This window comes from Salinibacter grassmerensis, assembly GCF_947077765.1.
In the GTDB taxonomy this organism is placed as follows: Bacteria; Bacteroidota; Rhodothermia; order Rhodothermales; family Salinibacteraceae; genus Salinibacter; species Salinibacter grassmerensis.
Window position 1 is genome coordinate 189,125 of record NZ_CAMTTF010000001.1, and the last position, 25,606, is coordinate 214,730.

A 25,606-nucleotide genomic window follows, 5' to 3' on the forward strand; every position below is an offset into this window, starting at 1 on the left:
GGAGACGCGAGAGGAGCCCGGCCCGAGATAAACCCCGGACTCAGACAAACGACCGACTCAAAACTGCTGATCCGCCGGCGCCGCAAAGAGCTCAAACCCTCGGCTCGTGGGGCGGAAGTTCAGGCCGCGGGCCGTGCAGAGGTCGTGAAGGATGGTTTCCAGGCCTGTTGCCTCCGGGTAGTACAGGGAGACGGGCGCCCGGGTCTCCTCCACGGAGTCGTGGAGGTGCAGGGTGGCGTCGAAGCGGCGCTCCAGGTCCTGAAGCACCGACGTGAGCGGCCGGGCCCGGGCTGCAAACCCACTGTTGCGCCAGGCGAGGGCGTACTTAGTAGCGGCCGGCTCCGGCGGCGTAGGAGCAGTGTCGGCGCCGGCCACCCGGCTTTTCTCCCCGGGCTCGGACAGCACCACGCGCTCCTCCGACTGTGCTCGGGCGGCCACCTCGACACGGCCTTCGACCAGCGTCACCTCGGTCTCCGCGGAGGGCTTCGCCGCGGATTTGGCAGGGCGGGCGCGGACATTGAACCGGGTGCCCGTCACGGTCACCGCCGCGCTGGCGGTTTCGATGCGGAAGGGGCGGTCCCCGTCCGCCACGTTAAAGAAGGCCTCCCCGCCCAGCTCCACGGCACGGCGGGCGGCGCCCACGAATGGCCAGGCCTCGAAGCTCCGCCGGTAGGTGAGGGTGGTGCCGCTGTTGAGGTGGGCGGTCGACCCGTCCGGGAGGGTCGCCGTGCGCTGCTGGCCGGGCGGGGCCGTCACCGTGACCGGCTGCCGCCACAGCCAAAGGCCGCCCACCAGCACGAGGGCGGCGACGGCCAGTCCCGCGGCCACCCGCCACGAGTGGCCGCGGTCCGGCCGGTGGGCCGGGCGCTGCCGGCGCCGCGACGTTGGGGGCGCCTCTGTCTGGCCAGCCTGGGGCTCGGCGCCGGGGGCAGAGCCATCCGTTGGGGCGGAGCCGCCATCCTGGGCGGAGCCGTTCGTTGGAGTAGCGTCCATTTCGGGATGCTCCTCCGTGAGGACGTCCCATGCCGCGCCCGGATCCGCCGCGTCGGTGGCGGCGGTGCCTGTACCATCGAGAAGGCCCCACACCGCGCCGAGATCCGATTGCACGTCGGGCGATTCCTCCTGGAGGCGGCCTTTAAGAAAGTCGGGCGGGGAAGGGGTATCAGTGCTCATCGCGGCCTAGCAGGTCGGGTTCGTAGTCGTTGATGCGGCCTCGCAGGTGCTTCAGGGCCCGGACGATGTGGTTGTTCACCGTGCGGGGGGAGATGCCCATCACGTCGGCCGCCTCCTCGTGGCTCAGGCCGTCGAAGCGGGTCAGCACGAGGGCCTCGCGCTGCCGCCCCGTCAGCTCGCCGATCCACCGCCAGAGCCGGTCCTCAAGCTGGTCGGCGCCGGCCTGGTCGTCGGGGCGCGCCGGCCGCGCCGGCTGGGCGGCCGTCTGGTCGCGCACCGCCGGCTCCTTCTCGTCCCGCGTGCGCCGGTTGCGCTCGTGGTTGTAGGCGCGGTTACGGGCGATGCGGTAGAGGTACGCCTCCAGCGACTGGCCTGGGCTCAAGGACTCTCGACCCTCCCACAGCCGAATGAACGCGTCCTGGGCCACGTCCCGGGCCGCCGCCGGGGACTGCGTGATCGACCGGACGTACCGGAAGATCGGTTCGTACATCGCGTCGAACAGCTCGGCGTAGGCCTCCCGGTCCGACGCCTTGAGGCGGCGGCACCACTCCTCGAACGGAGGTGCGTCGGGCATAGGCGACTAGGCGCGAGCAGAAGAAGGAACGCGAATTCGTATGGCCCCTCACCCCGCATGCATTTCAACACGCGCCGGCCCGCCGGTGACCAGAGGCAGTGACGACGGTCAATGGCAAGATGATGAGAGCCGATGACAAGGGCATATCCCGGAGGCCGAGGGCCTGTGACAAAGATAAATCTGGGGGCGATAGATCTGAGGGCCGGTGCCCCGACTGGATGTGGTAGGCTACCGCATGTGGTAGGCTACCGCTCGATCCAGACGTTCTGGTAGGCGCCGACGCGGGCCCGCCAGCCGGGCGGCACGACAATCGTGGTGTCGTACTGGTGTAGCACGGCGGGTCCATCGAGCGCGTGCCCGTGGTGCAGGGCCTTGCGGTTGTAGGCGGTTGTCTCCGTCGGTCCGTCCTGTTCAAACCAGACCGGGCGGGTGCCCATTGCGGCGTCCTCCAGGGGCGCGTCCGTCTCGGGCTCGTGGGGAAGGGGCGGGGGCGAGACCGTCACCGTCCCGCGGGCCCGGAGGGCGACGGCCTCGACGGGGGCCTCCGGGTCGGCGTGGCCGTAGCGCTGGCGATGCCGGTTGTGAAAGGCCTCGGTGGCGCCTGCGAGGGCCGACGCCGTGATCGGGGACGCGACGGGCACGGTCACCTCGTAGCTCTGGCCCACGTAGCGCAGGTCGAGCTCGAAGGCGACCTCGGGGGTGCCGCGATCGTCCAAGACAGACCGCACCTCCGCAGCAAGAGCGCTGGCGGCGCGCTGGAGCGGGGCGAGGTCGCCCCGAAGCGCCTCGACGCGGGTCAGGAGGGCCCGGGAGGCATCATGCGTGATGTCGGCCATAAGCAGGCCGAGCGCACTGAGCGCGCCGGGTGCGGGGGGCACCAGCACGCGGGTCATGCCGAGCGTCTCTGCCAGGGCCGCCGCGTGGAGGGGACCGGCCCCGCCGAACGGGACGAGCGTGTAGTCGCGAGGGTCGTGCCCCCGCTCCACGGACACGCGCCGGAGGGCTCGCTCCATCGTCGCGTTGGCGACCCGCAGGACGCCGAGCGCGGTCTCTTCCGGGGGCCGGTCCAGCGTTTCGCCGAGGCGCCCCACCGCGTCTCGGGCCGCGTCCGGGGCCATGTCGAGGGCATCCGTGCCGCCGAGCACGCGGCTGGGATCGAGGCGGCCGAGCGTGAGGTGCGCGTCGGTGACCGTTGGGCGGGTTCCCCCGCGGCCGTAGCAGACGGGCCCCGGCTCGGCCCCCGCGCTCTCCGGGCCCACCCGCAGGCTGCCACCGGCGTCGACGTGGGCGATGCTTCCGCCGCCCGCCCCGACGGTGTGAATGTCGGTGGCGGGCAGGCGCAGCGGCAGGCCGGCGATGGTGTGCTCCGTGGCGCGGGGCACCGTGCCGTCGCAGAGGGCCACGTCGGCGCTTGTCCCGCCCATGTCGAGGGTCATAATGTGGGGCGTCTCGTCCAGGGCGCGCCGGGCCACCCCGAGGGCGCCGACCACCCCGCCGGCCGGGCCGCTCAGGGCCAGGCGGGCCGCCTCCTCCCCGGCCGGCCCCAGCCCGATGGTGCCCCCGCTCGACTGCATCACGCGGATCGGCCGTCCCCCAAGCTCCTCGCCGAGCCGCGTCAGGTAGCTTTCCACCACGGGGCGGACGTACGCGTTTGCGACCGTCGTGGCCGTGCGCTCGTACTCCCGATGCTCGGGCAGGAGGGCGCTGCTTCGCGTGATCGGCACGCCGTCGGGGAGCACGTCCCAGAGGATCCCGGCGGCCCGCTTCTCGTGCTCGGGGTTCCGGTAGGAGAAGAGAAACGCGAGGGCGACGCTCCCCACGTCCTGCTCGGCGAGGGTCTGGGCGACGCGGCGCACGGCCGCCTCGTCGAGCGGGGTGAGAACCTCCCCGTCGGCACCGATGCGCCCTGGCACTCCGTAGCGACGGGCGGCCGGCACGAGGGGAGGCGGGCGCGTCGGTGTCAGGTCGTAGAGGTCGGGCCGGTCCTGCCGCCCGATGGCGAGCACGTCGGCGAAGCCCTCCGTGGTCACCAGCGCCGCCTTTGCGCCCCGCCGCTCCAAAAGCGCATTTGTCGCCGTCGTGGTCCCGTGGGCGATGGGCGCCGTGGGGGGCACGTCGAGCCGGCTGAGCCCTACGCCCACGGCCTCGTGCTGAGGGTCGGTGGTCGGGACCTTGCGCACCGCCAGGCCCGCCTCGGTCGCCACGACGAAATCGGTGAACGTGCCGCCGACGTCGACCCCCACCTCAGGGGGAGCATCCTCGGAGGGAGTATCCTCGGGGGGAGCGTCTGTGCCGGAGGAGGAAGAGGCAGTCATCAGTCGCGCAGGGATGATGCGACGGCGTAGGGGTGCCCAAAAGACGGAGGCGCCCCGACACAATCAACCACGGTGCAGCACCAATACTGCCTGCAGCACCAACCCCGTGACTGGCCCTGCGGGACTCCATGCGCACTGAGAGGCCAGCGAAGTAGATCGGCTCACAAGCGCCCAAGGCGCCGAGCCGGGACTTCGGCGTCTATTCGGTCCTGCCAAGAATCTGCTCCCGAAGCGCAGGGCTGATCTAGAACCCAGCCTCGTCCTCGAGACGGTCCGAAGCGTTGGCTCCAAAGCATTGGAAAGCGAGTCGAGGTCTCCTTGGCGGTTGGCTTGGGCAAGACTTCCCAGTACGCCGGTCATCTTCAGTCCGACGTTGCGGGCTCGGCGCCGCCCTTCCCGCTCGTCGAGCAAAATGAGACCAGCTACCTTCTCCACCGCGAGTGCAATTGCTTCAGGTTCCCCCCGATCTAGGTCTTGCCGGAGGGTGCAGGCAAGCGGGCCGTCGGAGGGCCCTTTTTTGATGATTCACCCCTTTTCGATGGCCCGTTGTAGCGCAGCTGAGCCAGAGCGTCCGTCCGCAAGATGAAACTCCACGACGGCTGGGGGAACAAGCACGCTTCCAAACTGGGCCTAGGCCAGTTCCAGTCTGCCGAGAATCGCGAGATTGAGGCGGGAATGCGCTACTGCCACCGAACGGCAACGTTTTATTTCTTGAACCAGTTCTCCACATGGATGCCGCCCTCTATTGTCTCAAACGGCTCGAAGTCGGTAACCACAATGAGATCCTGTGTCCCGGCAATTGCCGCAATCTGACCGTCTGCAAACGGAGTAGAGAGGCCTTCTCGCTCCAGAGCCGCACGGGCCTTTCCGTGCCACTGGGCTGCAGCTGTGTCGTAGGGAAACGTTGGCATCGAGGGCCGGACCACCTCGTTCAGGTAATCAAGAAGGTAGGTCCGCCTTCGCCCCCCGTCCATTCGACTCGCTCCGTAGATGAGCTCGTGCCAGACGATGGACGGGATTCCCGTTTCTCCGCTTTTTTCCTGCAGCCGGCTCATCACCGGTTCAGCCGGCTCTGGCTTTGTCGGCTCACTGACAATGTTGGTATCGAGAAGATAACGAATCACAAGACATGAGATATAGGATCACGCGTGTGGCTCCTGTCCGACGAGAAAACGGCAAGACGCAGCATCGGGCCTGGCCAACGGGCGCTGCCTGTACTGGACTCTCCACAGGTCGGCTCCTTAGGTCGGCTCTCTACAGATTGACGGGACGCCCCTCTTCCTCTCCGCGAAGTTCTTCCAAGTCCCCGTCTTCCAGCGGAGAGTCGCCGTGGCTTTTACGGAAGCGGCTGTAGGCCTGCTCGAACCCGATGGGCTCTTCGGCGACAGCACGCTCAAGAAGAAGAATCGCCTGCTGATTGAGACTCCTGCGCTCCCGTTTGGCAATGGCCTCCAGCCGTTCTTTCAGCTTGTCGGGTATCCCTTTCAGTGTGATTGCAGCCATGACAAGCGGCTCGTGAGAACGGTTCTTTTTGGTTGCGGACTGGCTCCGAAACCGAGGTGTCACTCAGAGGGTTTCTTGTAGCGTCGGCGCCGATCAGCCGTAGGTGAGGCGCTTTCAGCCTCCCCGATTCGCTCCACAGGGAACCTTCGTAGAACAGAAGCCAGGGGCAGAAACAGACAAAAGTATCGCACCTGCCCTTGTTTTCCGTCTCCGAATTGTGCCAGGGAATCGACGACGTGGCTTTATCGGTTGTTGTAATCTGGGGCTGAAATCTGGCTCTGGCGGATAAATTGCGGGGATTCAGGAAACATCTTATGTCGTTCAACGCCCGCCTCAAAGAAGCTACACGGGGTAGTGACAATTTTTGCCGCTACATAGTGACAATAGTGGTGACAATGAAGCCAGCAAGGCGCCTTTCCAGCTCAATTTTCCCTTCGCACTTGAGGTCATTTGAAGAGAAGGGCCTTCCTGCCCTGTCGCTCAACCACGATCTGATGCAATCGGTAGGCCGGCTCCGTGAGTATCGGAGACGGGAGCAACTGTATATGCAGTAAGCCCGCCAAGCGCTCGATACCTTGAAGGAGGTGGCAGTTATCCAGAGCGCCGAGTCCTCAAACCGACGGTGGATGCCTCCTGAGGAGCCGACCGACCCTGTGGTGCTGCAGGGCGCCGGCAGCCACCATGTCTCCGGGGAAAGCGTCGTTTGTCATGTGGGCCAGGGGCAGGATGACCCGCGCCGCTTCGAAATGTAACGCGGAGCGCCGGGACCCGGACTGCTGCAGCCCCGCAGGGGAGCGTCCAAGGGGATATCGCCCCCACGGAACGGTTCTTGTTGCCTTCAAGGGGCACACCTCCAGCATCCCTATCGTCTGCCTCGAGTCATCCGCCATGTTCACCGTCGGTCAAACCATCGTCCTCGGGCTTGCCGGCTCCATTTACGTCGTCGGCGCCGCATTCCTGCTCGGCGGACGAGCCGTTCTGAACAGCGGCGGGCGAGTCTCCTCCAGCGGAGACGGTGGCCAAGTCGTTCGGCCCGGAACCATTGACGGAGCGCCCCACTTCGTTCCTGCGCTAGACAGCGGCGCAGCCAAATCCCACTCTGTGGTGGATGGGGGCTCCCCGAACAAGGGGATGCTCCCGGCCCGCAGCCACGCCCGTTCCGAAGGAGCAACGGGCCCTTCGAAGTCGCTGAAGGCCCCCCTCTGCCTGAACTGACCAGTGCATGGCGCGTACGAGAGTATGGCTTCCTGAAAGTACACACCCCGAACCAAACGTCTTTGGTTCCGAATTCATTTCTCATGATTGAAACGTTCGGAGTGTCGCGTTAGGAAAACGATGCTCCAAAAGATTAAGCCCGGTAGGCCGTTTGATGACGAACGAACGGAAGGGCGTGCGCACACTGTGGGGTGCGGTTCGCCTTACGGTTAGAAATTGTTGGCTGATAAAAAGGTCAGAAAAGAAGGCTGGGGACTGCCCCACTTCCTTCTGCGCTGCGGCCGGGCATCGAAAGGCAATGCGCAGACGCTCGTCTCTCGAAAACGAACTCCCGTACCCTCGTAGATGGCTCACCTTCAGCGGCGCGATCCAGACCAGAACGGCCAAGGGGACATCGTCCGCTCGTGGGAGGGAGGCACCCGTGGCGCGTCGGGGGCGTCTGGAGGGAAAGGCATTAAGGGGCAAATCGAGGAACTGCTTGATCTGCTGCGGCGCCGCAAGTGGCTCATCACGCTGGTGTGTCTCGCCACGGTGGCGGGAGCCGCGCTGTATACATACACGCAGGTCCCTGTTTACCGGACAAGCAGCCTCGTGCTCGTGGAGAAGGGCCAACAGTCCAGCACCGAGTCCGGCATCGGGGCGCAGGCCCGGGCGCAGGGAAGTGGCTTGCTGCCGAGCAGCTCCTCGCTCCGCAACGAGTTGATGTTTCTTCGCAACTCGCAGGCCCTGCGGGAGCGGGTGGCCAAGCGGCTTCTGGAGGAGGGCGAGGCGCGGCGCGTCCTAGCGTCACGGGAGTCCTCGCCATTTGGCATGCTCGTGGATCGGGCGTGGGCGTGGGCCGGCCAGGGGGCCAGCGAAAGCGGCGGTGGGGCGCCTGCAGACGAGCCGTCGCGGGCCGACACCACACAGTGGTCGCCGTCCGACATTGCCCCGGCCCTTGCCGGGCGGGTCCGGTTCGGCCGGGCCGGGGCAGAGACAAACGCCATTCAAATCATCGCGCAGGACGAAACCCCGGCGGTTGCGCGGCGCCTCGCCAACCTGTTCACAGAGGCGTACATCGATCTGACGCAGGAGTCGAGCCGGGAGCGGGTGAAGGCCTCCCGCACGTTCTTGGAGCAGCGGTCCCAGGAGCTCGAACAGGAGCTCGAGACGATCGAGCAGCGCATCCAGCGGTTTCAGCGGAGCGAGGACGCCGTGAGCCTCGATCAGCGGCAGGGGTCCCTCACAAGCCGGATTGCCAATACGGAGTCCTCCCTGGAGCAGGCTCGCATCGAGCTGCGAATGGAGCAGTCCTCCTTGGAGTCCCTCCAGGAGGAGCTACAGTCCATCGATCCCGGCCAGTTGTCCGACCGGCTGGCGTCGACCGTCGACCAGGAAATTGCGTCGCTCCAGTCGGAAATCGCGAACCTTGAGCTCTCGAAGCAGCAGCTCGAGCTGCAGTCCGGCACGCCCTCCGCGGCGGACAGCGCACAGATTTCTCAGATTGACCGGCGCATTCAGAAATTGCGCGCCCGCATCTCGCGGCTCTCCGACCAGTATGTCGACGAGGTCATGGGGGGCGGACTGAGCCCCGAGCAGGGGGCGCAGCGCGTTGACGAGCTCAAGCGGCGGATCGCGGAGAAGAAGATCCAGATTACGGGCCTGGAGGCCCGCATCGACGTGCTTTCCGAGCGGCTCTCGGAGTACGAGCAGGAGCTGGACGCCATTCCCGGAAAGTCCATGACCCTGGCGCAGCTCCGACGCGACCAGAAGTACGCGGAGCAGATGTACGGATTCGTGACTAAGCAGCTCCAGCAGGTCCGGGTGCAGGAGAAGTCCGAGCTGGGGTACGCCACGCAGATCTCCGAGGCGGGGATGCCGGGCGTCCCGGTGCGGCCGCGGCCGCGGCGCAATCTGATCTACGGACTCCTTCTTGGCCTGCTCGGGGGCGGCGGGCTGGCCCTGCTCCGAGACCAGATGGACAACCGCCTCTACAAGCCCGACCAGATTCGCGACCTTGGCTACCACGGCATCGGGGTGATCCCGAACCTGACGCCGCTAATCGAAGACCAAATGGGGGGGCAGGCGACGGTCGATAAGGACGGGCACCAACTGGAAACAGGCCTGATTGCGGCGCTGAAGCCGTACTCCGCGGCCACGGAGGCGTACCGCAAGGTCTGGACGAACCTCCAGCTCGGCCGACCCGATGGGGAGAGCGGGACCGTTCTCGTCACCAGCCCGGGCAGCGGGGACGGCAAGTCCCTGACGGCGGCGAACCTGGCGGCCATCGTCGCGCAGGCGGGCCACGCGACGCTTCTGGTGGACGGGGACCTGCGCCGCCCGCGCCTCCACGAAATCTTTGACGTGTCGCGGGCGCCTGGGCTCACCGAGACGCTCCAGAATGATCTTGAAGAGCACGCAATGAAGCGGCCGCTGGCCGACAATCTGTGTGTGCTCCCGGCGGGGACGGAGGTCGAGAACCCCGGGAAGGTGCTCGGGTCGGCCCGCTTCCGTGAGTTTCTGGGGGAGGCCGAGCAGTACTTCGACCATATTATCGTGGACTCCTCGCCCGTGCTGGCGACGGCGGATGGGGCGATGCTCTCGGACCTGTGTGACACCACCCTCTGTGTGGCCCGGGCGGGCACGACGACCGAGGACGAGTTGAACGATACCCTTGAGGTGCTTGGAGAAGTGGGGGCGGACGTGGCCGGTGTGGTGTTCAACGGCTTTGACCTTTCGATGGCGTACGGCTACAAGTACCGCTACCGACACTACGGCCCGTACGGCCCCTACGACCAGTACCGATCGCTACCGGAAGACGCGTCGGCATAACGGCGGCGGGTCTCCGGGCCCTCCTTTCTCCGGAGTCCCTCATGTCCCCTCGTTGATTGAATCCTGACCCCCCTCCGTTCTGATGAGATCTCCGCACCTCCGCTACACTACAGGACTTGCTCTGTGCCTGATGCTAATCGCTGGGCCGGCATGGGGCCAGCAGCAGGGAACGGGGGGCGGAATACAGGCGGGCGGGACGGCCTACTACACGTTCGCGCGCCCCGGTCAGAATACGATCGAGGTGCTCGTGCTCGGCGGACAGTCCGGCATCTACGAAGTGGGGGAAAATATAAATATGGGTCAACTCGTAGCCCTTTCCGGAGGAGGGGGAGGAGGAGGACGACGCACAAGGGTGACGGTGCGCCACTTCCGTCTTGAAGACGGGCAGCGGAAGAAAATCCTCGACCAAGACCTGGACGACTTTGCCGAGCGTTCCCAATATCCCTCATTGCAGGATGGAGACGTGATCCGCATCGAGACTAGCCAGAAAATAGGTTGGCGCGACGGCCTGCGGATTGCGACGACTGCGCTTTCTCTCACGCTCACCTTGCTCACGGTTTTCGACATCAACGTAAGGTGACAAGCGCTTGCCTTGTAAATTCATGCATGCAACAGGAAACGGACTCGGATCTCCGAAGAACGACCGGTGAAGCCTTGAACATCACGACCACGGTAATGTCCCTGCCCTGTATGGTCCTGCGGGCCCCCAAGATTGAGAGAATAGTGTGCCGTAGGACGTGATGGGCTAGAGGAAAAAGGGACGTTGAGGGAGAAGAGCACGTGCACATACCGAGTCCGGAAAAAATTGGGGACGATATCCAATCAACGAAATTAGGGTCTCAACCGTACTGGCTTCGGTGACCCCCTCAGAGATGGTTCCTGGAAACGACGTTTGGAGACAGTTCTCTAGGGGGAGGACTCGCTGGCGGTTGTCGAAAGGGCGAAGGGTTTTCGCCACTATCGGATTGACGGGACCACCGAGTCACAGAGGCTTCGGCGAGATTTTCGCTGAGCCGTGTGACTGACGTGGCGAAGCTGTGTCTGCGCCCCACGTTTGAGCTGTCCGCGAAACTGAAGAGAACCCTAATTCCCTCAGAAGCGCCCCCAATCCGCACGCCTAAGGCCTCCGATGGCAGGACCAATCTTCATCATCGGGCGCCAGCACAGCGGCAACACGATGCTGGCCCGCTGCTTGGGGCGAAGCCCCGACGTGTACAGCGCGACCGGAGAGGGCACCTTCTTCGAGCACCGGGACCATCTGGTTCATGAGCCGGGGCCCCGTCGGGCGGCGGCCATCCTCGAGCGGGCCGAAGGAAGCGGGGTCGAGGTCTCCAGAGAGACCTACGCTCAAGTGAGACGGCACATGCAGGCGGCTGGTGACGACGGGGCGCTGGCACCCGAAGAGATGTATGCGCGCTGCATGGACTGGGTCGCCGAGCAAAACGAGGCCACGCGATGGGTGCAGAAGGCCACGTCCTACGTCTTTTACGCGGACGACATCATAGGGTGCTTCCCGGAGGCGCGGCTTCTCTTTCTGGCCCGTAATCCGTTTGACCTGGCTGCCTCCATGAAGCGACGCGGCGGGTGGCGGGCCGTCGCCCGGATGACCTACGGCTGGAACAAGGGGGTCCGCCGTGCGCGCCTTCTGTCCCAAGCGCATCCGAAAAACCTAACGGTGGTCCGGTACGAAGACTTCGTGCGCGCCCCCAAGGAAGAGTTGAAGGCCATCTGCTCGTTCTGCGATCTTCCGTTCCACGAGGAGATGCTTCGAATCCCGCACGTCAACCGCTCGGAGTCGCCGTACAATCAGTCTAGTGGTGAGAAGGGCATCAACGCCTCACGGGTGGGGTACTACGACGAGATGTTGACCGCCACCGAAGCAGGGGCCGTTCGGGCCCTGGTCGCCGACCGACTGGTCGACGAAATGTACCCGGAGTTGAACGGCGGAGCACCCTCCTCGCTTCCGGGCACATCCTACGCCGCGATTCTGGCCGCGGGGGCGGCCCTCACTACGAGCGGCCAGCACCTTCAGACCCTTCTGAGTAACCCCCGTCACGCCTTTCAGCGAGTCAAGAGGCGCATTTTCGCGTAACCCATCCGCCTTCCTCTCGCCACTACGCTCCTCAACGTACAACATCCTTCAACTGCCATGAGCACACACGCACACGGAGCGCATGCCTCCAACGGCACGGCCGGCCCCCGAACTGATCTCATCGGCCCCGATCCAGCTGAGCGCATCGCGACTGCCCCGATCTACAAGGGGGAGGTCGACACGGATAAAACCGTCGTCGTCTGCGGGGCGGGCGGGTTTATCGGCGGTCACCTCGTGGCGGACCTGCTGCGGCAGAGGTTTGAGAAGGTCCGCGCCGTCGACATCAAGCCGCCGAATCAGTGGTTTCAGAAGTTTCCACAGGCGGACAACCGGTCCCTGGACCTGCGGGAGAAGGAAAACTGCTACCGGGCGCTCGAAGGCGCCGATCAGGTCTACAACTTGGCGGCAGACATGGGCGGGATGGGCTTTATCGAAAACAACAAGGCCCTCTGCATGCTCAGCGTGCGGATCAACACGCACCTGCTCATGGCCGCCCGGGACATGGACGTAGAGAGATACTTCTACTCCTCCTCGGCCTGCGTCTACAACCAAGAGCTTCAAGATAGCTCCGACGTGGAGCCCTTGTCCGAAGAAGACGCGTACCCGGCCCTGGCGGAGGACGGTTATGGGTGGGAGAAGCTCTTCAGCGAGCGGATGTGCCGCCACTTCCGGGAGGACTTCGGTGTGACCACGCGGGTGGCCCGCTACCACAACGTTTACGGCCCGTTTGGGACATACGACGGCGGGCGGGAGAAGGCCCCGGCGGCGCTGACGCGGAAGGCCGTCGAGGCCAAGCTCAGCGGCAACGAGGAGATTGTGATCTGGGGCGATGGGACGCAGACCCGCTCGTTTATGTACATCGACGACTGCGTGAAGGGGACCCAGCGGATCATGCATTCGGAGATTACCGATCCGGTCAACCTCGGCTCCGACGAACTGGTCACGATCAACGGGCTCGTCGACGTGATCGAGAAGGCGGTCGAGGTGGACTTAGACCGAAAGTACGACCTGACCAAGCCGCAGGGGGTAGACGGCAGAAACTCGGACAACACCAAGATCCAAAAGGAACTCGGGTGGGCACCGCCGACGAAGCTGCGGGACGGAATGGAGGTCACCGCCGAGTGGATCGAGGAGCAGATGCGGCATCACGCCGAGGAGGAGACGACCAGCCGGTTCGCCGTGGCGCACTGACGGTTCGGTTCAGGTCGGGCCCCCGACGCAACGATGGCAAACGCACGTGGCATGGGTCAATCCGAAACGGACGACGCTCCGTCCCTCCTCTTCATCAACCAGCACTACTGGCCGGACTTTGCGTCGACCGCGCAGCACCTGACGGACCTGGCCGAGCACCTGGCAAGCGAGGGATTCGACGTGCATGTGCTCTGCAGCCGGGGGCACTACCTGTCCGGCTCGATGGACGTGCCGGCCGAAGAGGTACATAATGGTGTCCACATCCACCGGGTGCGGGCGACCGCCTTCGGGCGAGACACGTTCCTGGGCCGCATTACCGACTACGCCAGCTTCTACTCCAGCACGCTGGCCCGCGTCCTAGCAGGGCCCGCCTACGAGTACATCGTCACGCTCACGACGCCGCCCCTCCTGCCCCTCGTCGGAACCATCGCGAAATGGGTACGCGGACAGGCGTACGGCATCTGGTCGATGGACCTGCACCCGGACGCAGAGGTGGCGACGGGCATGCTGGATAGCGATCGCATGGCGGCCCGCTTTCTTCATGCCCTCAACGATGCGGGCTACCGGAACGCAGACTTTATTGTAGACCTCGGAGCGCACATGAAGCAGCGGATCCGCCGAAAGGGAGTGCCGGCCGACCGGCTCCACACGATCCCGGTCTGGAACAAGAAAGAGGAAATTGCGCCCATCGAGCATGACGCAAACCCGCTTCGAGACGATCTCGATCTCGACGACACGTTCGTCGTCATGTATTCCGGGAATGCTGGGCGGGCCCACCGGTTCGACGAGGTGCTGGCGGTGATGAAGCGGCTCGACGGCCACCCGGACATCGAGTTCGTGTTCGTTGGGGAGGGGCCGCAGAAGGCGCGCATCGAGGCGTTTGCGGGCGCGAACGACCTCTCCAATTTCCGCTACCTGCCCTACTTTCCCCGGGAGGACCTCCAGTACTCGCTTCCGATGGCCGACGTCCACCTGATGACGCTCCGTGAGGAGATGGCGGGCATCGCCGTGCCGGGCAAGCTCTACGGCATCATGGCGGCCGGCCGGCCCGCCCTCATGGTGGGGCCGGCGGCGTCGGAGTCTGGGGAGACAATTCGGGGACACGAGGCGGGGCAAGTGGTTGACCCCTCCCGAGAGGCCGACCCCGAGCAGACGCTCCACGACACCGTGATCCGGCTCTACAACGACGACGACGAGCGGCGGCGGCTCGGCGAGAACGGGCGGGAGGCCTTCTTGGAAACGTTCGAGCGGGCAGTGTGCTGTCGGTCATGGACGGAGGTGCTCCGCGCGCAGGCACGGTAATCCCACGAAGGTACAACCGCCACGTAGCGTCTAGATCGTGAGACTCCTCGTACCGCTTACGGATGCCTTCGGGGGACGGGGCGGAATTGCCCAGTTCAACCGAGATCTGCTCCGAGCCCTTTGCGGCCACACGGGCGTCGACCGGGTGACGGCCCTGCCCCGGGTGATGCCGGACGCTCCCGAAGAGAGGCCCCGAACGCTCGACTATCGGACCGAGGCGGCGGCAGGAAAGGGCGCGTACCTGCGGGCGATAGCGCGCCATGTGTGGGTGGGGCAGTACGACGGGGTCATTTGCGGGCACATTCACCTGCTTCCGATCGCGTGGCTCGCTGCGCGACGGGCGGGCGTGCCACTCCTGCTCATCGTGCACGGCATCGAGGCCCGCGAGCCGTCCGACAAGGGGCTAGCAAACCAACTCGTGCCCGCGGTCGACGCGTTCGTGTCGGTGAGTGACTACACGAAGCGGCGCGTGGTCCGATGGTCGGGTGTGGAGCCGAGCAAAGGGCACGTGGTGCCCAACTGTATTGACCGATCACGATTTGGGCCGGGCGAACCACCCGCACCCCTGAAAGACCGGTACGGGTTGCACGACCGAACGGTGGTCCTGACCCTCGGCCGTCTGCCGGTGCAGGAGAAGCGGAAAGGGCACGATGAAATGCTCGAGGTCCTACCGGCCCTCACCGAAGAGGTGCCGGACCTGACGTACCTGATTTGTGGCGACGGAGCGGACCGGTCCCGGCTGGAAGCGAAGGCAAAACGCCTCGGGGTGGCGGGTCGCACCATTTTTGCCGGGTACGTCCCCGAAGAAGAAAAGGCCGACCACTACCGGTTGGCCGACGCCTTCGCGATGCCGGGGCGCACGGAGGGCTTCGGTATTGTCTACCTGGAGGCAATGGCCTGCGGGGTGCCAGTGGTGGCCAGCAGTGCCGACGCGAGCCGAGAGGCCGTCCGAGATGGACGGTTGGGTGTCGTGGTGGACCCCGACGATCTGGACTCTGTGAAAGCGGGAGTCCTGAAGGCCCTGCGCGCCCCATGTGGCGTGCCGGAGGGGCTCGACCACTTCTCCGTCGAGCGCTTCCGCGAGCGCTGGCACGAGGTCGTAGACCGGTGCTTCCGGGAAATGGCCCCTGCGGCGGACGCCGAGGCGAAAGAGAACGAAGTTCGGTCGACCTAATCCCTTAAAGGTTTCCATACGTACAAAGACGGACAATGCATGGATACTGTTAGCGACCTGTTACGCTACCTGAGAATCTACCGTCGGTACATCGGGCGGCGGATCTATCTGGTGTTCGTCCTCACGGTGGTCGTGGCCCTGACGCAGGGCTTCGGCATTACGCTGCTGCTGCCGCTGCTGCGGGTGTCGCAGTCCGGGGAGGAGGCGGCGAATATGGGATGGGCCGAAGAGATTCTCTACGACCTGTTGGCGAAACTGGGCATCGCCGAGTCCCTGCCAGGCATCCTGGCGTTCATCGCGGTCGTCTTTATCGTGAAGGGAGGCGTCCAGTTCGTGAAGGGCGGGTACGTCGGCTACCTGCAGGCGCAGCTCCTGCGTGAGCTGAAGACAAAACTGTTCGACGCCTACAGCCGGATGACGTACCGGTACTACATCCGGCAGAACGCCGGCCACTTTATCAACGTCATTAACGGCCAGGTCAACCAGTTCTTCTCGTCGTTCACGAGCTTTGCGAGCGTCTTCTCGAAGGTCGTCACGACGCTCAGCTACTTCATCTACGCATTCGCCATCGCATGGCGGTTTGCCCTCATGGCCTTTGGGGTCGGCGTCGGACTGCTGTTCCTGTTCAAGTATTTGAACGCCTACGTGCGGCGGCTATCGCGGAAGAAGTCCGCGGAGATGAGCACCCTCAACAAGCTGCTCGTCCAGTCTCTGCAGTCTCTGAAGTACATCGTCGGGACGAACCAGACGGCCCACCTCCGGTCTGGTGTCGTGGATAGTGTAACCCGGCTCACGGGGTACATCTTTCGGCAGCGGATTGCGAGTTCGTTCACGAGTGCCATCAAGGAGCCGGTGTCGGTGCTCCTCATCGTAGGGCTCATTGCCCTGCAGGTCATGGCGTTCGGCGGCGAAATCGCACCCATCTTCGTGGCCCTGTTCCTCTTTCATCGGGGTATGCAGTCGATGATGGGTATTCAAGGGAACTGGCAGGGTATGATGGACAAGATTGGGGCCGTGGAGATGGTAACCGACGAGTTCGAGGCGGTCCACGCCCACCAGGAGACGAGCGGGGCGCAAGAGGTCGGCGCGCTCCGGCGCGGCATCGAGTTCGACGATGTCTGCCTCGCGTACAAGGCGGAGGACGGGAACGTGCTGCACGACGTCAACATCTCGGTACCGGCCAACGAGACGATCGCCCTCGTCGGCGAGTCTGGGGCGGGCAAGTCGACGCTCGTGGACATGATGACGCTGATGCTGAAGCCGCGCACCGGTGAGATCCGGATCGACGGGGTGCCGCACGATGAGGTAGACCTCGCTTCGTGGCGCGACCAGATCGGCTATGTCTCGCAGGAGACGGTCGTGTTCGACGACACAGTGGCCAACAACATCAGCCTCTGGCAGGGCGATATCGGTGAGGACCCGGCCTTGCGCGAGCGGGTGATGCACGCGGCTGAGCGGGCCCATGCCCATCACTTTATCGAAGACCTACCGAATGGATACCAGACGCAGGTGGGGGACCGTGGGGTGCGCCTCTCCGGGGGCCAGCAGCAGCGCTTATTCGTGGCCCGGGAGCTCTTTAAGCAGCCAAACCTACTGCTCCTGGACGAGGCGACGAGCGACCTGGACACCGCCTCCGAGCAGCACATCCAGAACAGCATCGACGCGCTGAAGGGCGAGGTGACCGTGGTAATCATCGCCCACCGCCTCTCGACTGTCAAAAATGCCGATCGAGTGTACGTCCTCGACGACGGGCGGGTCATTGAGTCCGGCTCTTACCACGAGCTGCGCCACCGGGAGGAGGGGGCCTTCCGGGAAATGGTGGAGATGCAGAGCTTATAGGAAGAGGCGCGTCTCGTCCATTGCCGTGTAAAGCATTTCACTTTCGCAATGCACGTTCTCGTTACCGGTGGAGCAGGCTTCATTGGAGGACACCTCTGCCGGCACCTGCTTAATGATGATCACGTCGTGCATGCTGTCGACAACTTCGATCCGTACTACGACCGCGAGATCAAGGAGGAAGGCATCGCCGACCTGACTGGCCGGCCGAACTTCCACTTCTACGAGCAAGACATTAACAATACCGCGTTTCTGGGCAGTGTTCTGGAGGGCCGATCCCTCGACGCGATCGTGCATCTGGCAGCAAAGGCCGGCGTGCGGGCCTCGATTGACAATCCAGTCGGGTGTGCACACGCCAACATCACCGGGACCCAGTCGATGCTAGAGTTTGCGCGGCAGATGGAGGTGGGCACGTTTATCCTTGGGTCATCGTCGTCGGTGTACGGCAACAACGAGAAGGTCCCGTTCGCGGAGGAAGATGCCGTCCACCATCCAATTTCACCGTACGCGGCCTCGAAGCGGTCCGGGGAGCTACTGGCACATACCTATCACCACCTCTATGACATGACGGTGTATTGCTTGCGGTTTTTCACCGTCTATGGTCCACGGCAGCGCCCGGACTTGGCCATTCACAAGTTTGCACGGCAGCTACTGACCAGCCAGCCGATTACGATGTACGGAGACGGCACGTCAAGCCGGGACTACACCTACGTCGACGACATCGTCGGGGGCATCGTTGAAAGCTTCCACCGTGCCAGTGCCCTTGACCAGCCCGAGTACGAAATCATCAACCTAGGCGGTTCGGAAACAACGGAGCTGCTGGACCTCATTCACGGCATTGGCGATGCGTTCGGCATTGAACCGACGATTGAGCAGCAGTCCATGCCGCCGGGGGATGTAAAGCGTACCTACGCGGATATCTCGAAGGCAAAGGCCCTCTTGGACTACACGCCGAACACATCAATCGAGGAAGGTCTGAACAAATTTGCCAGCTGGGCCAAGGATTACTACTCCGAACGGACAGTGGAGGTGTAATACTATCATACTCTAGTCATAGGTACGAAATAAAGTGAAGTTATTGAGTGACAAAAATAAAAGTATAATAAAAAGGTACTTAAACTACCTAAATCCCGATCCCGAAAAATTTGACAAAGATGCGCTTAAGGGGAGGCAAAAATATAAAGATGATTACAGAATATTAGCCGAAAGCCTATCGTCAAACATTAATTTTGAAAATTTTTTCGACGTGGGGTGTGCACAAGGACTGTTAATGATGCCACTTCACAAGAAAGGATTTGATGTTCGCGGAATTGAGGTGTCCGAAGATGTGACTGAGTTCCTCCCTGACTCCTTGAAGCCACACGTGACAATTGGGGATTTTCAGGAAGTAGCGGGAAGCTATGACCTCGTGTGCTGCGTGGAGGTGGCTGAGCACATTGAGCCTGCAAGGAGCAAAGCTCTCGTCAGTAAACTCTGTGACCTATCTGATCAGCACATCTACTTTACGGCGGCTCCACCGGGGCAGCACGGTCACGGGCACATTAACTGTCGCCCCCATGAGCACTGGATTCGGTGGTTCAACGCGAAGGGCTGGCATGTAGATGAGCTAACCACTCAAAAAATCCGAGAGGACCTTGCTACGGTAGAGCATACGCACTGGTTAAAAGAGAACAGTTTTGTACTCTCTCTTCACTGAGACATCGTAATCATCCTGGCAGTAACCTGCGAGGCGAATGACTGAACGCTCCATGCCGGCATTCATTTTTTGGTCTTTCTTTTCTGCTACTAGTCTTTTGTGTATAGGTAAAATGTAAATAGTAAAAATACGTCGAAAAAGTAAATGAAGCATTTGTTTTATGAACGAAGCGCAAATTTCCAAATTTCTGCACTATTCGTTTTATCCCAATCCAGACCAGTGGTCTATTCCTGAAAAGATTATAGATGCCAGTGGGTGTGCCCCTCATGAGTCCAGCTTGATTGAGAGGGGCGAAGCGGCGCTCCGAGAATCTGTGGAAGCAATTTTTCAGAGTGAGTCGTTCCCAGAAAACGCCACGCATACTTTCCTGCTGAGTGGAGGACTGGACTCACGAACCATACTCGCTCTTCTCTTAGACCAAGTTGGTCCCGACCAGGTCGCGGTCGGCTCTTACGGTGTTCCAGGTGCCTCCGATTACGAGATTTCTCAACTTGTAGCTCAGGAAGCTGGCGTTACAAGTTATCACTACGATCTGCGCCCACAGAATTTTAAGTGGTGCTACGAAAAGGTCCTTGATTACGCAAAAACCCTCCCCCATCCCACACGGATGTTCGAAGCCTACATCAACCACTACGCTCGAACGCAGGTTGTGCAGAACTGTGGTGGCGCAACTGTCCAATGGAGCGGATGGTTGGGGGAAACGACGGCAGGATCGCACCTCAGCCACTACCTTCCGAATGAGTTTGGGTGGGATGCCCAACGTGGTCGGTTTGCCCGGTGGAACAATGGAACGACTGTAGATCTGACTCCGATCGGTTTCGATCCGCGAGCACCGCTGCCGGAAGAACCGCCTTCTAGTCGTAGCAATCTGAATTATGGAGAGCAGCTAGATTACGCCGTCCGTCAGCAGTGTTTCATAAAGCCATTCGTTAGTCCGTCAGACTGCTTTTCTCCATTTCTGGATGAGAAGTGGCTTCGGTTTATACTTCCGCTTCCACATCGGCTCCGCGTCAATCGGCGACTGTTCAGGAAAATTGTCCGTAGGACGTGGCCAAGCTTATTTGCGCTTCCAACCGAAACGAACGACGGATTGCCACTAAAGAAGGATACCTTCCCCGGCCGAGTTTCTCATCTGTTTGGGAGAATACGTCGACGACTACAGCGTGATCTTCCTTTTTTGTCTACCTACAAGCAGGTCCAGTACTTTGATTTCGGTACAGCACTGCGGACCGAAAACTCATTTAGTGGACTTGTCCGATCACTTCTCACGAGACTGGATGATCGTGCTGCCGTGCCGTGGATAGATGTGGATCGGTTATGGAAAGCCCACAAAGAGGGAATGGGCCTAAATCTTGATCTCCGAATTCTAGCCGGGCTGGAATTATGGTTGGAAGCGCATGAGTAGACGCAGCTCCCAAAATATATCAACAGCCGTCCCGCTGGTGAGCGTCGTGATGTCGGTCTACAATGACTGCCCCTATTTGGGGGAAGCCGTGCAGAGCATACTTGAGCAGACCTTCGATAACTTCGAGTTCGTGATTATTAACGACGGCTCCACTGACGGCTCAAAGGAAGTACTGGAGCAGTTTGAAGAGCAAGATGATCGCATCAGGCTGTTCCACCAGAAAAATCGAGGGCTCACCCCGTCTCTCAACCGAGGTCTTCATGAGGCTCGAGGTGCTTACATTGCCCGTATGGATGGCGATGACATTAGCCGGCCGAAGCGTTTGGAGAAACAGGTGCGCTTTTTGGATTCGAATTCGGAAGTCGGAATTGTGGGTACCCGGGTCGATCAGATGGATGCGGACGGAGAGTCGAACGGAGAGTGGCATCTCCCGACTAAGCCGGATCTCATCGCTTGGGAGTTGCTCTTCCACAACTGTCTGTGTCACCCCAGTGTCATGATACGCCACAGTCTCCTGGAGGAACTTGGCGGATATGCGAACTGGGCAGCACAGGCACAGGACTATGAATTGTGGACTCGCGCTGTCCTTGAATCACGCCTGGCAAATCTTCCGGAAAAACTACACAGACTGCGGCGCCACGGCAATTCGATCACAGACACGAAGCGAGCAGAGCAGTTGCAAGTTTGCTGTGAAGCTACGGCTCGTCTTCACGAGGCCTTATTGGGTGTAGAGGCAAATGAGAAATTTGCCTATTTCCTTGCCTGGATGCATCACGAGAATGTGCAGATCGCGATCGAGGAAACGGGACTGAGGAAGCTTCCCGGCGTGCACGAGTATGTCCGGACCCTTTACCGTGTTTACGTGCGGGCCGTACTTCCCAAACACAGGAATATGGAGGTTCGTCATAACGCCCTGTATAAGCTGGATACACTTGCGAATGACATTCAGAGACATGAGGGGCGGTTCGCGGGGAGTTTACACAGGTTGCGGGCACGGTTCATGCACCCCCGTAGCGAGTTCGCGTTATGGCTCATACAAGCGGTTAAGATAAAGCTCTCCAAGATCAATGTTTTTTCTGTCTAGAGCGTGTGTACAATCAGAGGAGCCACGTCACGATTGAAGCGAAATACAAAAAACAACTGTAGTTTCGGTCTGTTTTCTCGTATCGAGTTCTTGATCCGGCCAAAGAACCATTCGATCTTGTCGCGATCTGCGTAGGAGGTGCGGTTGATCTCTCACTGGACGATTCGGTTTTCCGAGGCGGAATCACAACGACCATCTCCAGGGATTCCACCTGCTTAATGAAATCATTGCTGTCGAAGCCTTTATCAGCGATCAGGGCTTCGAATCGGCATCCTTCGATTAAAGCTTCCGCTTCGCTGAGGTCTGCCTTCTGGCCAGGTCGGAGCAAACGATGCGTAGCGGATTGCTAAGAGCGTCGACGGCCGCGTATACTTCCGTGGAGAAGCCGCCACGCGAGCGGCTGAGGGCCTCGGTAGCGGCGTCACTTTTTTTGACCAGTAGCGTGCTGGTGGGCACAAACAATCGTTGTGTGGGTCACCGATACATTCGAGGTGTGGATCCTGTAGCTCAGCGAAGACCCGTTCCCAGACGCCAGCGCTCGACCAGCGGCTAAATCGCCGATAGACCGAGTTTCACTTGCCAAAATGATCGGAGAGCTCCCTCCAGGGCGATCCCGTCCGGACAATCCAGAGAACGGCGTCCAGAAAAAGGCGATTATCGCGAGCCGTGCGGCCTGGAATCGGTCTTTTTGCCCGGAAGCAGATCGGCAATTCGCCCCCAACCGGCGTCAGAAATGGCGTGTCGAAGAATTGGCGTGTCGAAGCATTGAGGTCATAGCTTTTAGAAAGAAACCGACTCGACCCGTCGACCGGGAATCGGTTCCGAATGTCCACAGACCCTAGAATGGTGTGTGAATTCGGGCGACCGAGTTCGGCTTCTTCACCAAGAAAACCAGGGACTAATCGCGTCCCTGAGTCGTGGGATTGACGAGGCCAGGGGAGCGTTCATTGCCCGCATGGATGGCGATGATATTTCTGCCTCGGAGCGGTTCGAGCGCCATGTCGAATTCCTAAACGCGAACGGGTGGGCACAAAGATCTCCTATATCGACTCGGAGGGACGGGCACATGGACTCTTCCTGCGGACGTGGACGCTATTGCCTAGAAGCTGCTGTTTAACTCGTGTCTTTGTCATCCCAGTACGATGATGCGACACACACTCCTGAAGGAGTTGAACGGTTATGCTGAGTGGGCAGATCTCGCTGAGGACTATGAGCTGTGGACTCGCGCTGCTCAGAAGTCCCGTCTGGTGAATCTGCCGTATACGCTTTCCAAGCTTCGCCGTCATAAGGGATCAGTCACGGTTTTGAGGCGCACGGACCAGGTTCAGGCGTGCGGGAAAGCAGCGGCCTACTTTCACCGATCGCTTTTAGGCCGGTAGGCCGATGCGCAGATGTCCAAGTGTCTCGTATGGATGGAGGTTGACAGTACTGAGCGGGCCGTTGGAGAAACAGGTGTCGGTGATTTTACATCGGTACATGAGCACCTGGGCCTTCTCTACGAGGCCTGCGCGCGCCAGTCGCTTCGACCCGAGATAACTGTTCGGGTCCAGCAGCGGGCCCTTGTGAAGCTCGCAGTGACTGCTGATCAAATTGCGGAACACAGGGGATGAGGGCAAGGCATGTGGCACAAAATGAAGGCTCGATGTATGGCGCCCGTGGGGGAGGTTCTACCCTGGGGTTTTCGGGCTGCACGTCAGCGGGTCTCCTAATGGATGAAGTTTCCTGGGAGGGTCAGCAGTCAAAAGACGGATGTATAAGCTTCTCTTTCTCTGTACATACGACGAGGGTAAGCAACCGGAGGGATATTCGGGATTCTCAGCGGATTAGCATCGCCGGAGGAGATAGATCGACGGTAAGAACCTGGAGTCTATGAGCCAATTCATTTCCACACCAGCACTCAACCCTGTTCATATTGAGAAGCTTATAAGATATTAAGACTATACATTTCAGGAAAAAGTTTTCAAAAATATCTGAGACATTTATTTATGCATATGTTACTGAGCTGGAACGGCAAGGAGAAGATAACCACGTACTGACTTTCGAAAGAAAGAATGAGGAGCAACGACCGTTTCCAAAGGTCAGAGTTGTGGATGAAGACTCCGGACGCTGGCATCTGAGGCGGCTCTGGCACCGTGTTCGTCTCATGGGCAGAGAAAATGCGTCCTACCGTTCGATGCAGAGGCTCATGAAGGAGCGCTTTTTGGATTCAATCCGGGAGGTTGATCCCGATGTGATTCACGCTCACTTCGGTCCTGAAGCGGTCGAGGTTGCATCCTATGCCGACCAGTTGGGAATCCCTCTGGTCGTGACCTTCTATGGCTATGATATCTCCCAGCTTCCAAAAGAAAAAAACTGGAGAGAAAAGTACAGAGAACTCTGGACACACGTAGACGCTGCAACCGTGCTTTCCGAGGAGATGAAAGAGGAAGTTGAGGATCTTGGATGTTCTCCTAATAAACTGAACATTGTCCATCTGAGTAGAAATCTGGATGACTTCCCGTACGAGCGTCCTGATCGTCGCGTCCAGAATATTCTTTTTGTCGGACGTCTCGTCGAAAAGAAAGCCCCCCTCGACGCGATCCAAGCTGTAGAGAGAGCGAACAGTCAAGGAGCCGAACTCAGTTTGGTGATGGCGGGTGGTGGACATCTTCGAGGGAAGATAGAGGCATACGTAGAGGAGAATGGACTTTCTGAGCGTGTCACCCTTCTTGGGGAAGTGGAAAATGAAGTGGTTGCCCGGCGGATGAGAGAGGTCGATGCCTTCATGCTTCCCAGCAAAACCGCACCGAGTGGGGATCAGGAGGGCACCCCCACTGTGCTAATCGAAGCTCAGGCATCGGGCCTTCCCTGCGTTTCTACCTGGCACGCTGGAATTCCGGAGATGATACCTGAAGAAAACCACGACCTTTTGGCCAAAGAGGGAGATGTTGAGGCCCTTGCGGATATTCTGAGGGATTTATCTTCGAGAACCGTCGATGAGCTCGCGGAGGTAGCCGACCGTGGGCGTAGGAAAGTAGAGGATGAGTTCAACCTCTCCAAAGAAGTGCAGAAGCTGCGAGCCATTTACCGCTCAATCAGCTGTCCAGTCTGAGCGTAGACCTTCGCAGCAGGGACAAAGTATGAAGATGCTGCGGTCACTTCTAAGAGCTTTGTGACGATGCATTTTCCTGCTTTGGCGAATAAGGCCCGATCTCCTTAGTAAGATATGAGGCACATTCCAATTTTTCGGGTTAAATGTTATGGAAAAACAATCTAAGCGACGCCACGACCGGTGTTATCTTATCTCCTCGAAATTCGAATACGAAGAGACAATAAGCTCGGCATACGGGCCGGCTTACGCCGAGCACATGGGATGGGAGGTGGCGGAACTTGATAATGCCGAAACGGCCATTCGCGAGCATCCCGTTGTTTTGGTCGACACCCGGTACGACGAAAAGGAGTGTGAACGGCTTCGGAATTTAGTTCGAGAGCACCGAGGAACGATGTTTGGGTTCTCGGTGATTGATCCGTACTCTTGGACCGTTGATCAACCCTATTGGTCGACGCTCTTCGAAGTCAAGGGCGAGCCTAATGTCTTTTTCCTCTCGCGCTACCAGCCGAAGGAACTCACTGCTGAGCTCGCCGAGAACCCCGGCGACCAGCTCGTCGTCATTCCCTATGCCTTCGTCGATCCCATCATTCCGGTGGACGGATTCGACGAGCGTGCGTGGAAAGTGGTGCATTCCGGTCGCCACAACGTCAATCGTTACCCCTACCGCCAGACGTTCTACCGCCTGCAAAAGTGGATTCCCCCATTTCAATCGTACATCGATGTCCTCGGCCATCCCGGGTATCCGGACGTTGGAGAAGATATTGGCCACGACATCGTTGGGGACGACTACGTCCGTTTTTTGGCGGGATACACCTTTATGTTCGTTTCCCCGTCACGCCTCTACCTCGAGTTTCTCAAATTTCGTGAGTGTGCGATGGCGGGATGCGTTCCTGTCGGTGTTCCCCCGGACGGCTTTCACGATGACATACGTCGTCCGTTTGTCGACGGACCGTTTGGGAGCTTCCTTCGATCGGGTCTCCGCCTCCCGGGGATTCTGCGTATGGACCCGGGAGAAGCGGAAGAGCGCGCCCGAGCGTACCGCGAGGCCTTCGCCCAACATCGGAACCCCCAGGTGTTAAACGAGAAGCTCGATGCATTCCTCGCCGAAACAGGACGGATCTGACGCCCCGGCCTCCGGCGTCCT

The 25,606-nt window shown here is 60.9% G+C and carries 22 protein-coding genes; 14 read left to right on the plus strand and 8 right to left on the minus strand.

What is annotated here, in order from left to right; all coding sequences use genetic code 11:
* Positions 1-57: 57 nt before the first annotated feature.
* From OJB03_RS00740 to OJB03_RS00760, 6 genes are all read right to left on the minus strand, one after another.
* A complete protein-coding gene (locus OJB03_RS00740) occupies positions 58-1,173 on the minus strand; it encodes a FecR family protein (protein WP_263784418.1) in 1,116 nt (371 codons plus the stop codon).
* Positions 1,163-1,747 (minus strand): RNA polymerase sigma factor, encoded by a 585-nt coding sequence (locus OJB03_RS00745; RefSeq protein WP_263784419.1) that lies wholly within the window; start codon positions 1,745-1,747, stop codon positions 1,163-1,165. The genes OJB03_RS00740 and OJB03_RS00745 overlap by 11 nt, the downstream gene beginning before the upstream one ends.
* Positions 1,748-1,992: 245 nt before the next feature.
* Positions 1,993-4,062 carry a hydantoinase/oxoprolinase family protein gene (locus tag OJB03_RS00750; protein ID WP_263784420.1) on the minus strand — a complete coding sequence of 690 codons (2,070 nt, stop codon included), beginning with the start codon at positions 4,060-4,062 and terminating at the stop codon, positions 1,993-1,995.
* Positions 4,063-4,125: 63 nt separating this feature from the next.
* The gene (locus OJB03_RS15810) at positions 4,126-4,587 is read right to left on the minus strand and encodes a PIN domain-containing protein (protein ID WP_480919085.1); all 462 of its coding nucleotides are present in this window, start codon (positions 4,585-4,587) and stop codon (positions 4,126-4,128) included.
* 179 nt (positions 4,588-4,766) lie between these two features.
* A complete protein-coding gene (locus OJB03_RS00755) occupies positions 4,767-5,186 on the minus strand; it encodes a type II toxin-antitoxin system VapC family toxin (protein WP_263784421.1) in 420 nt (139 codons plus the stop codon).
* A 130-nt stretch (positions 5,187-5,316) separates the two neighbouring features.
* Complete coding sequence (locus OJB03_RS00760; RefSeq protein WP_263784422.1) at positions 5,317-5,565, minus strand: FitA-like ribbon-helix-helix domain-containing protein; 249 nt, start codon at positions 5,563-5,565, stop codon at positions 5,317-5,319.
* Between the two features lie 1,560 nt (positions 5,566-7,125).
* Here OJB03_RS00760 and OJB03_RS00765 point away from each other — a divergent pair.
* The 11 genes from OJB03_RS00765 to OJB03_RS00815 all read left to right on the plus strand — a co-directional run bounded on the left by OJB03_RS00765 (position 7,126) and on the right by OJB03_RS00815 (position 21,371).
* Entirely contained in the window at positions 7,126-9,591 is a 2,466-nt protein-coding gene (locus OJB03_RS00765) for a GumC family protein (RefSeq protein WP_263784423.1), read from the plus strand.
* A gap of 82 nt (positions 9,592-9,673) precedes the next feature.
* On the plus strand, positions 9,674-10,171 hold the full coding sequence (locus tag OJB03_RS00770) for a hypothetical protein (RefSeq protein WP_263784424.1): 498 nt from the start codon (positions 9,674-9,676) through the stop codon (positions 10,169-10,171).
* Positions 10,172-10,720: 549 nt separating this feature from the next.
* On the plus strand, positions 10,721-11,683 hold the full coding sequence (locus OJB03_RS00775; protein ID WP_263784425.1) for a sulfotransferase family protein: 963 nt from the start codon (positions 10,721-10,723) through the stop codon (positions 11,681-11,683).
* A 57-nt stretch (positions 11,684-11,740) separates the two neighbouring features.
* Positions 11,741-12,874: an NAD-dependent epimerase/dehydratase family protein gene (locus OJB03_RS00780; protein ID WP_263784426.1), complete on the plus strand. Its 1,134-nt coding sequence runs from the start codon at positions 11,741-11,743 to the stop codon at positions 12,872-12,874.
* Positions 12,875-12,925: 51 nt separating this feature from the next.
* Complete coding sequence (locus tag OJB03_RS00785; RefSeq protein WP_263784427.1) at positions 12,926-14,176, plus strand: glycosyltransferase family 4 protein; 1,251 nt, start codon at positions 12,926-12,928, stop codon at positions 14,174-14,176.
* 37 nt (positions 14,177-14,213) lie between these two features.
* The gene (locus tag OJB03_RS00790) at positions 14,214-15,350 is read left to right on the plus strand and encodes a glycosyltransferase family 4 protein (RefSeq protein ID WP_263784428.1); all 1,137 of its coding nucleotides are present in this window, start codon (positions 14,214-14,216) and stop codon (positions 15,348-15,350) included.
* 39 nt (positions 15,351-15,389) lie between these two features.
* Entirely contained in the window at positions 15,390-17,189 is a 1,800-nt protein-coding gene (locus tag OJB03_RS00795) for an ABC transporter ATP-binding protein (RefSeq protein ID WP_263784429.1), read from the plus strand.
* Between the two features lie 48 nt (positions 17,190-17,237).
* Positions 17,238-18,221, plus strand: coding sequence for a GDP-mannose 4,6-dehydratase (locus OJB03_RS00800; RefSeq protein ID WP_263784430.1), 984 nt, complete (start codon positions 17,238-17,240; stop codon positions 18,219-18,221).
* A gap of 43 nt (positions 18,222-18,264) precedes the next feature.
* Positions 18,265-18,882 carry a class I SAM-dependent methyltransferase gene (locus OJB03_RS00805; RefSeq protein ID WP_263784431.1) on the plus strand — a complete coding sequence of 206 codons (618 nt, stop codon included), beginning with the start codon at positions 18,265-18,267 and terminating at the stop codon, positions 18,880-18,882.
* Positions 18,883-19,042: 160 nt separating this feature from the next.
* Entirely contained in the window at positions 19,043-20,287 is a 1,245-nt protein-coding gene (locus tag OJB03_RS00810) for an asparagine synthase-related protein (protein ID WP_263784432.1), read from the plus strand.
* A gap of 37 nt (positions 20,288-20,324) precedes the next feature.
* The gene (locus OJB03_RS00815) at positions 20,325-21,371 is read left to right on the plus strand and encodes a glycosyltransferase (RefSeq protein WP_263784433.1); all 1,047 of its coding nucleotides are present in this window, start codon (positions 20,325-20,327) and stop codon (positions 21,369-21,371) included.
* A 13-nt stretch (positions 21,372-21,384) separates the two neighbouring features.
* On the opposite strand, the gene OJB03_RS15675 is transcribed toward OJB03_RS00815, so the two are convergent.
* Both OJB03_RS15675 and OJB03_RS15680 read right to left on the minus strand, forming a co-directional pair.
* Positions 21,385-21,699 carry a transposase gene (locus tag OJB03_RS15675; protein WP_423816345.1) on the minus strand — a complete coding sequence of 105 codons (315 nt, stop codon included), beginning with the start codon at positions 21,697-21,699 and terminating at the stop codon, positions 21,385-21,387.
* 244 nt (positions 21,700-21,943) lie between these two features.
* Positions 21,944-22,204 (minus strand): transposase, encoded by a 261-nt coding sequence (locus tag OJB03_RS15680; protein WP_423816346.1) that lies wholly within the window; start codon positions 22,202-22,204, stop codon positions 21,944-21,946.
* 17 nt (positions 22,205-22,221) lie between these two features.
* On the opposite strand from OJB03_RS15680, the gene OJB03_RS15685 reads away from it, so the two are divergent.
* The 3 genes from OJB03_RS15685 (at position 22,222) to OJB03_RS00825 (ending at position 25,585) form a co-directional block, all read left to right on the plus strand.
* The gene (locus OJB03_RS15685) at positions 22,222-22,488 is read left to right on the plus strand and encodes a glycosyltransferase (RefSeq protein WP_423816347.1); all 267 of its coding nucleotides are present in this window, start codon (positions 22,222-22,224) and stop codon (positions 22,486-22,488) included.
* An 864-nt stretch (positions 22,489-23,352) separates the two neighbouring features.
* A complete protein-coding gene (locus OJB03_RS00820; protein ID WP_263785525.1) occupies positions 23,353-24,462 on the plus strand; it encodes a glycosyltransferase in 1,110 nt (369 codons plus the stop codon).
* Between the two features lie 148 nt (positions 24,463-24,610).
* Entirely contained in the window at positions 24,611-25,585 is a 975-nt protein-coding gene (locus OJB03_RS00825) for a hypothetical protein (protein ID WP_263784434.1), read from the plus strand.
* Positions 25,586-25,606: the final 21 nt, after the last annotated feature.

Excerpts from the sequence above, each read along its gene's own strand:
- OJB03_RS00770 (WP_263784424.1), top strand. The coding sequence starts at position 9,674 with ATGAGATCTCCGCACCTCCGCTACACTACAGGACTTGCTCTGTGCCTG.
- OJB03_RS00760 (WP_263784422.1), bottom strand. The coding sequence starts at position 5,565 with ATGGCTGCAATCACACTGAAAGGGATACCCGACAAGCTGAAAGAACGG.
- OJB03_RS00825 (WP_263784434.1), top strand. The coding sequence starts at position 24,611 with ATGGAAAAACAATCTAAGCGACGCCACGACCGGTGTTATCTTATCTCC.
- OJB03_RS00795 (WP_263784429.1), top strand. The coding sequence starts at position 15,390 with ATGGATACTGTTAGCGACCTGTTACGCTACCTGAGAATCTACCGTCGG.
- OJB03_RS00745 (WP_263784419.1), bottom strand. The coding sequence starts at position 1,747 with ATGCCCGACGCACCTCCGTTCGAGGAGTGGTGCCGCCGCCTCAAGGCG.
- OJB03_RS00750 (WP_263784420.1), bottom strand. The coding sequence starts at position 4,062 with ATGACTGCCTCTTCCTCCTCCGGCACAGACGCTCCCCCCGAGGATACT.
- OJB03_RS00780 (WP_263784426.1), top strand. The coding sequence starts at position 11,741 with ATGAGCACACACGCACACGGAGCGCATGCCTCCAACGGCACGGCCGGC.
- OJB03_RS00765 (WP_263784423.1), top strand. The coding sequence starts at position 7,126 with ATGGCTCACCTTCAGCGGCGCGATCCAGACCAGAACGGCCAAGGGGAC.
- OJB03_RS00775 (WP_263784425.1), top strand. The coding sequence starts at position 10,721 with ATGGCAGGACCAATCTTCATCATCGGGCGCCAGCACAGCGGCAACACG.
- OJB03_RS00810 (WP_263784432.1), top strand. The coding sequence starts at position 19,043 with ATGAACGAAGCGCAAATTTCCAAATTTCTGCACTATTCGTTTTATCCC.
- OJB03_RS00740 (WP_263784418.1), bottom strand. The coding sequence starts at position 1,173 with ATGAGCACTGATACCCCTTCCCCGCCCGACTTTCTTAAAGGCCGCCTC.
- OJB03_RS00785 (WP_263784427.1), top strand. The coding sequence starts at position 12,926 with ATGGGTCAATCCGAAACGGACGACGCTCCGTCCCTCCTCTTCATCAAC.
- OJB03_RS00800 (WP_263784430.1), top strand. The coding sequence starts at position 17,238 with ATGCACGTTCTCGTTACCGGTGGAGCAGGCTTCATTGGAGGACACCTC.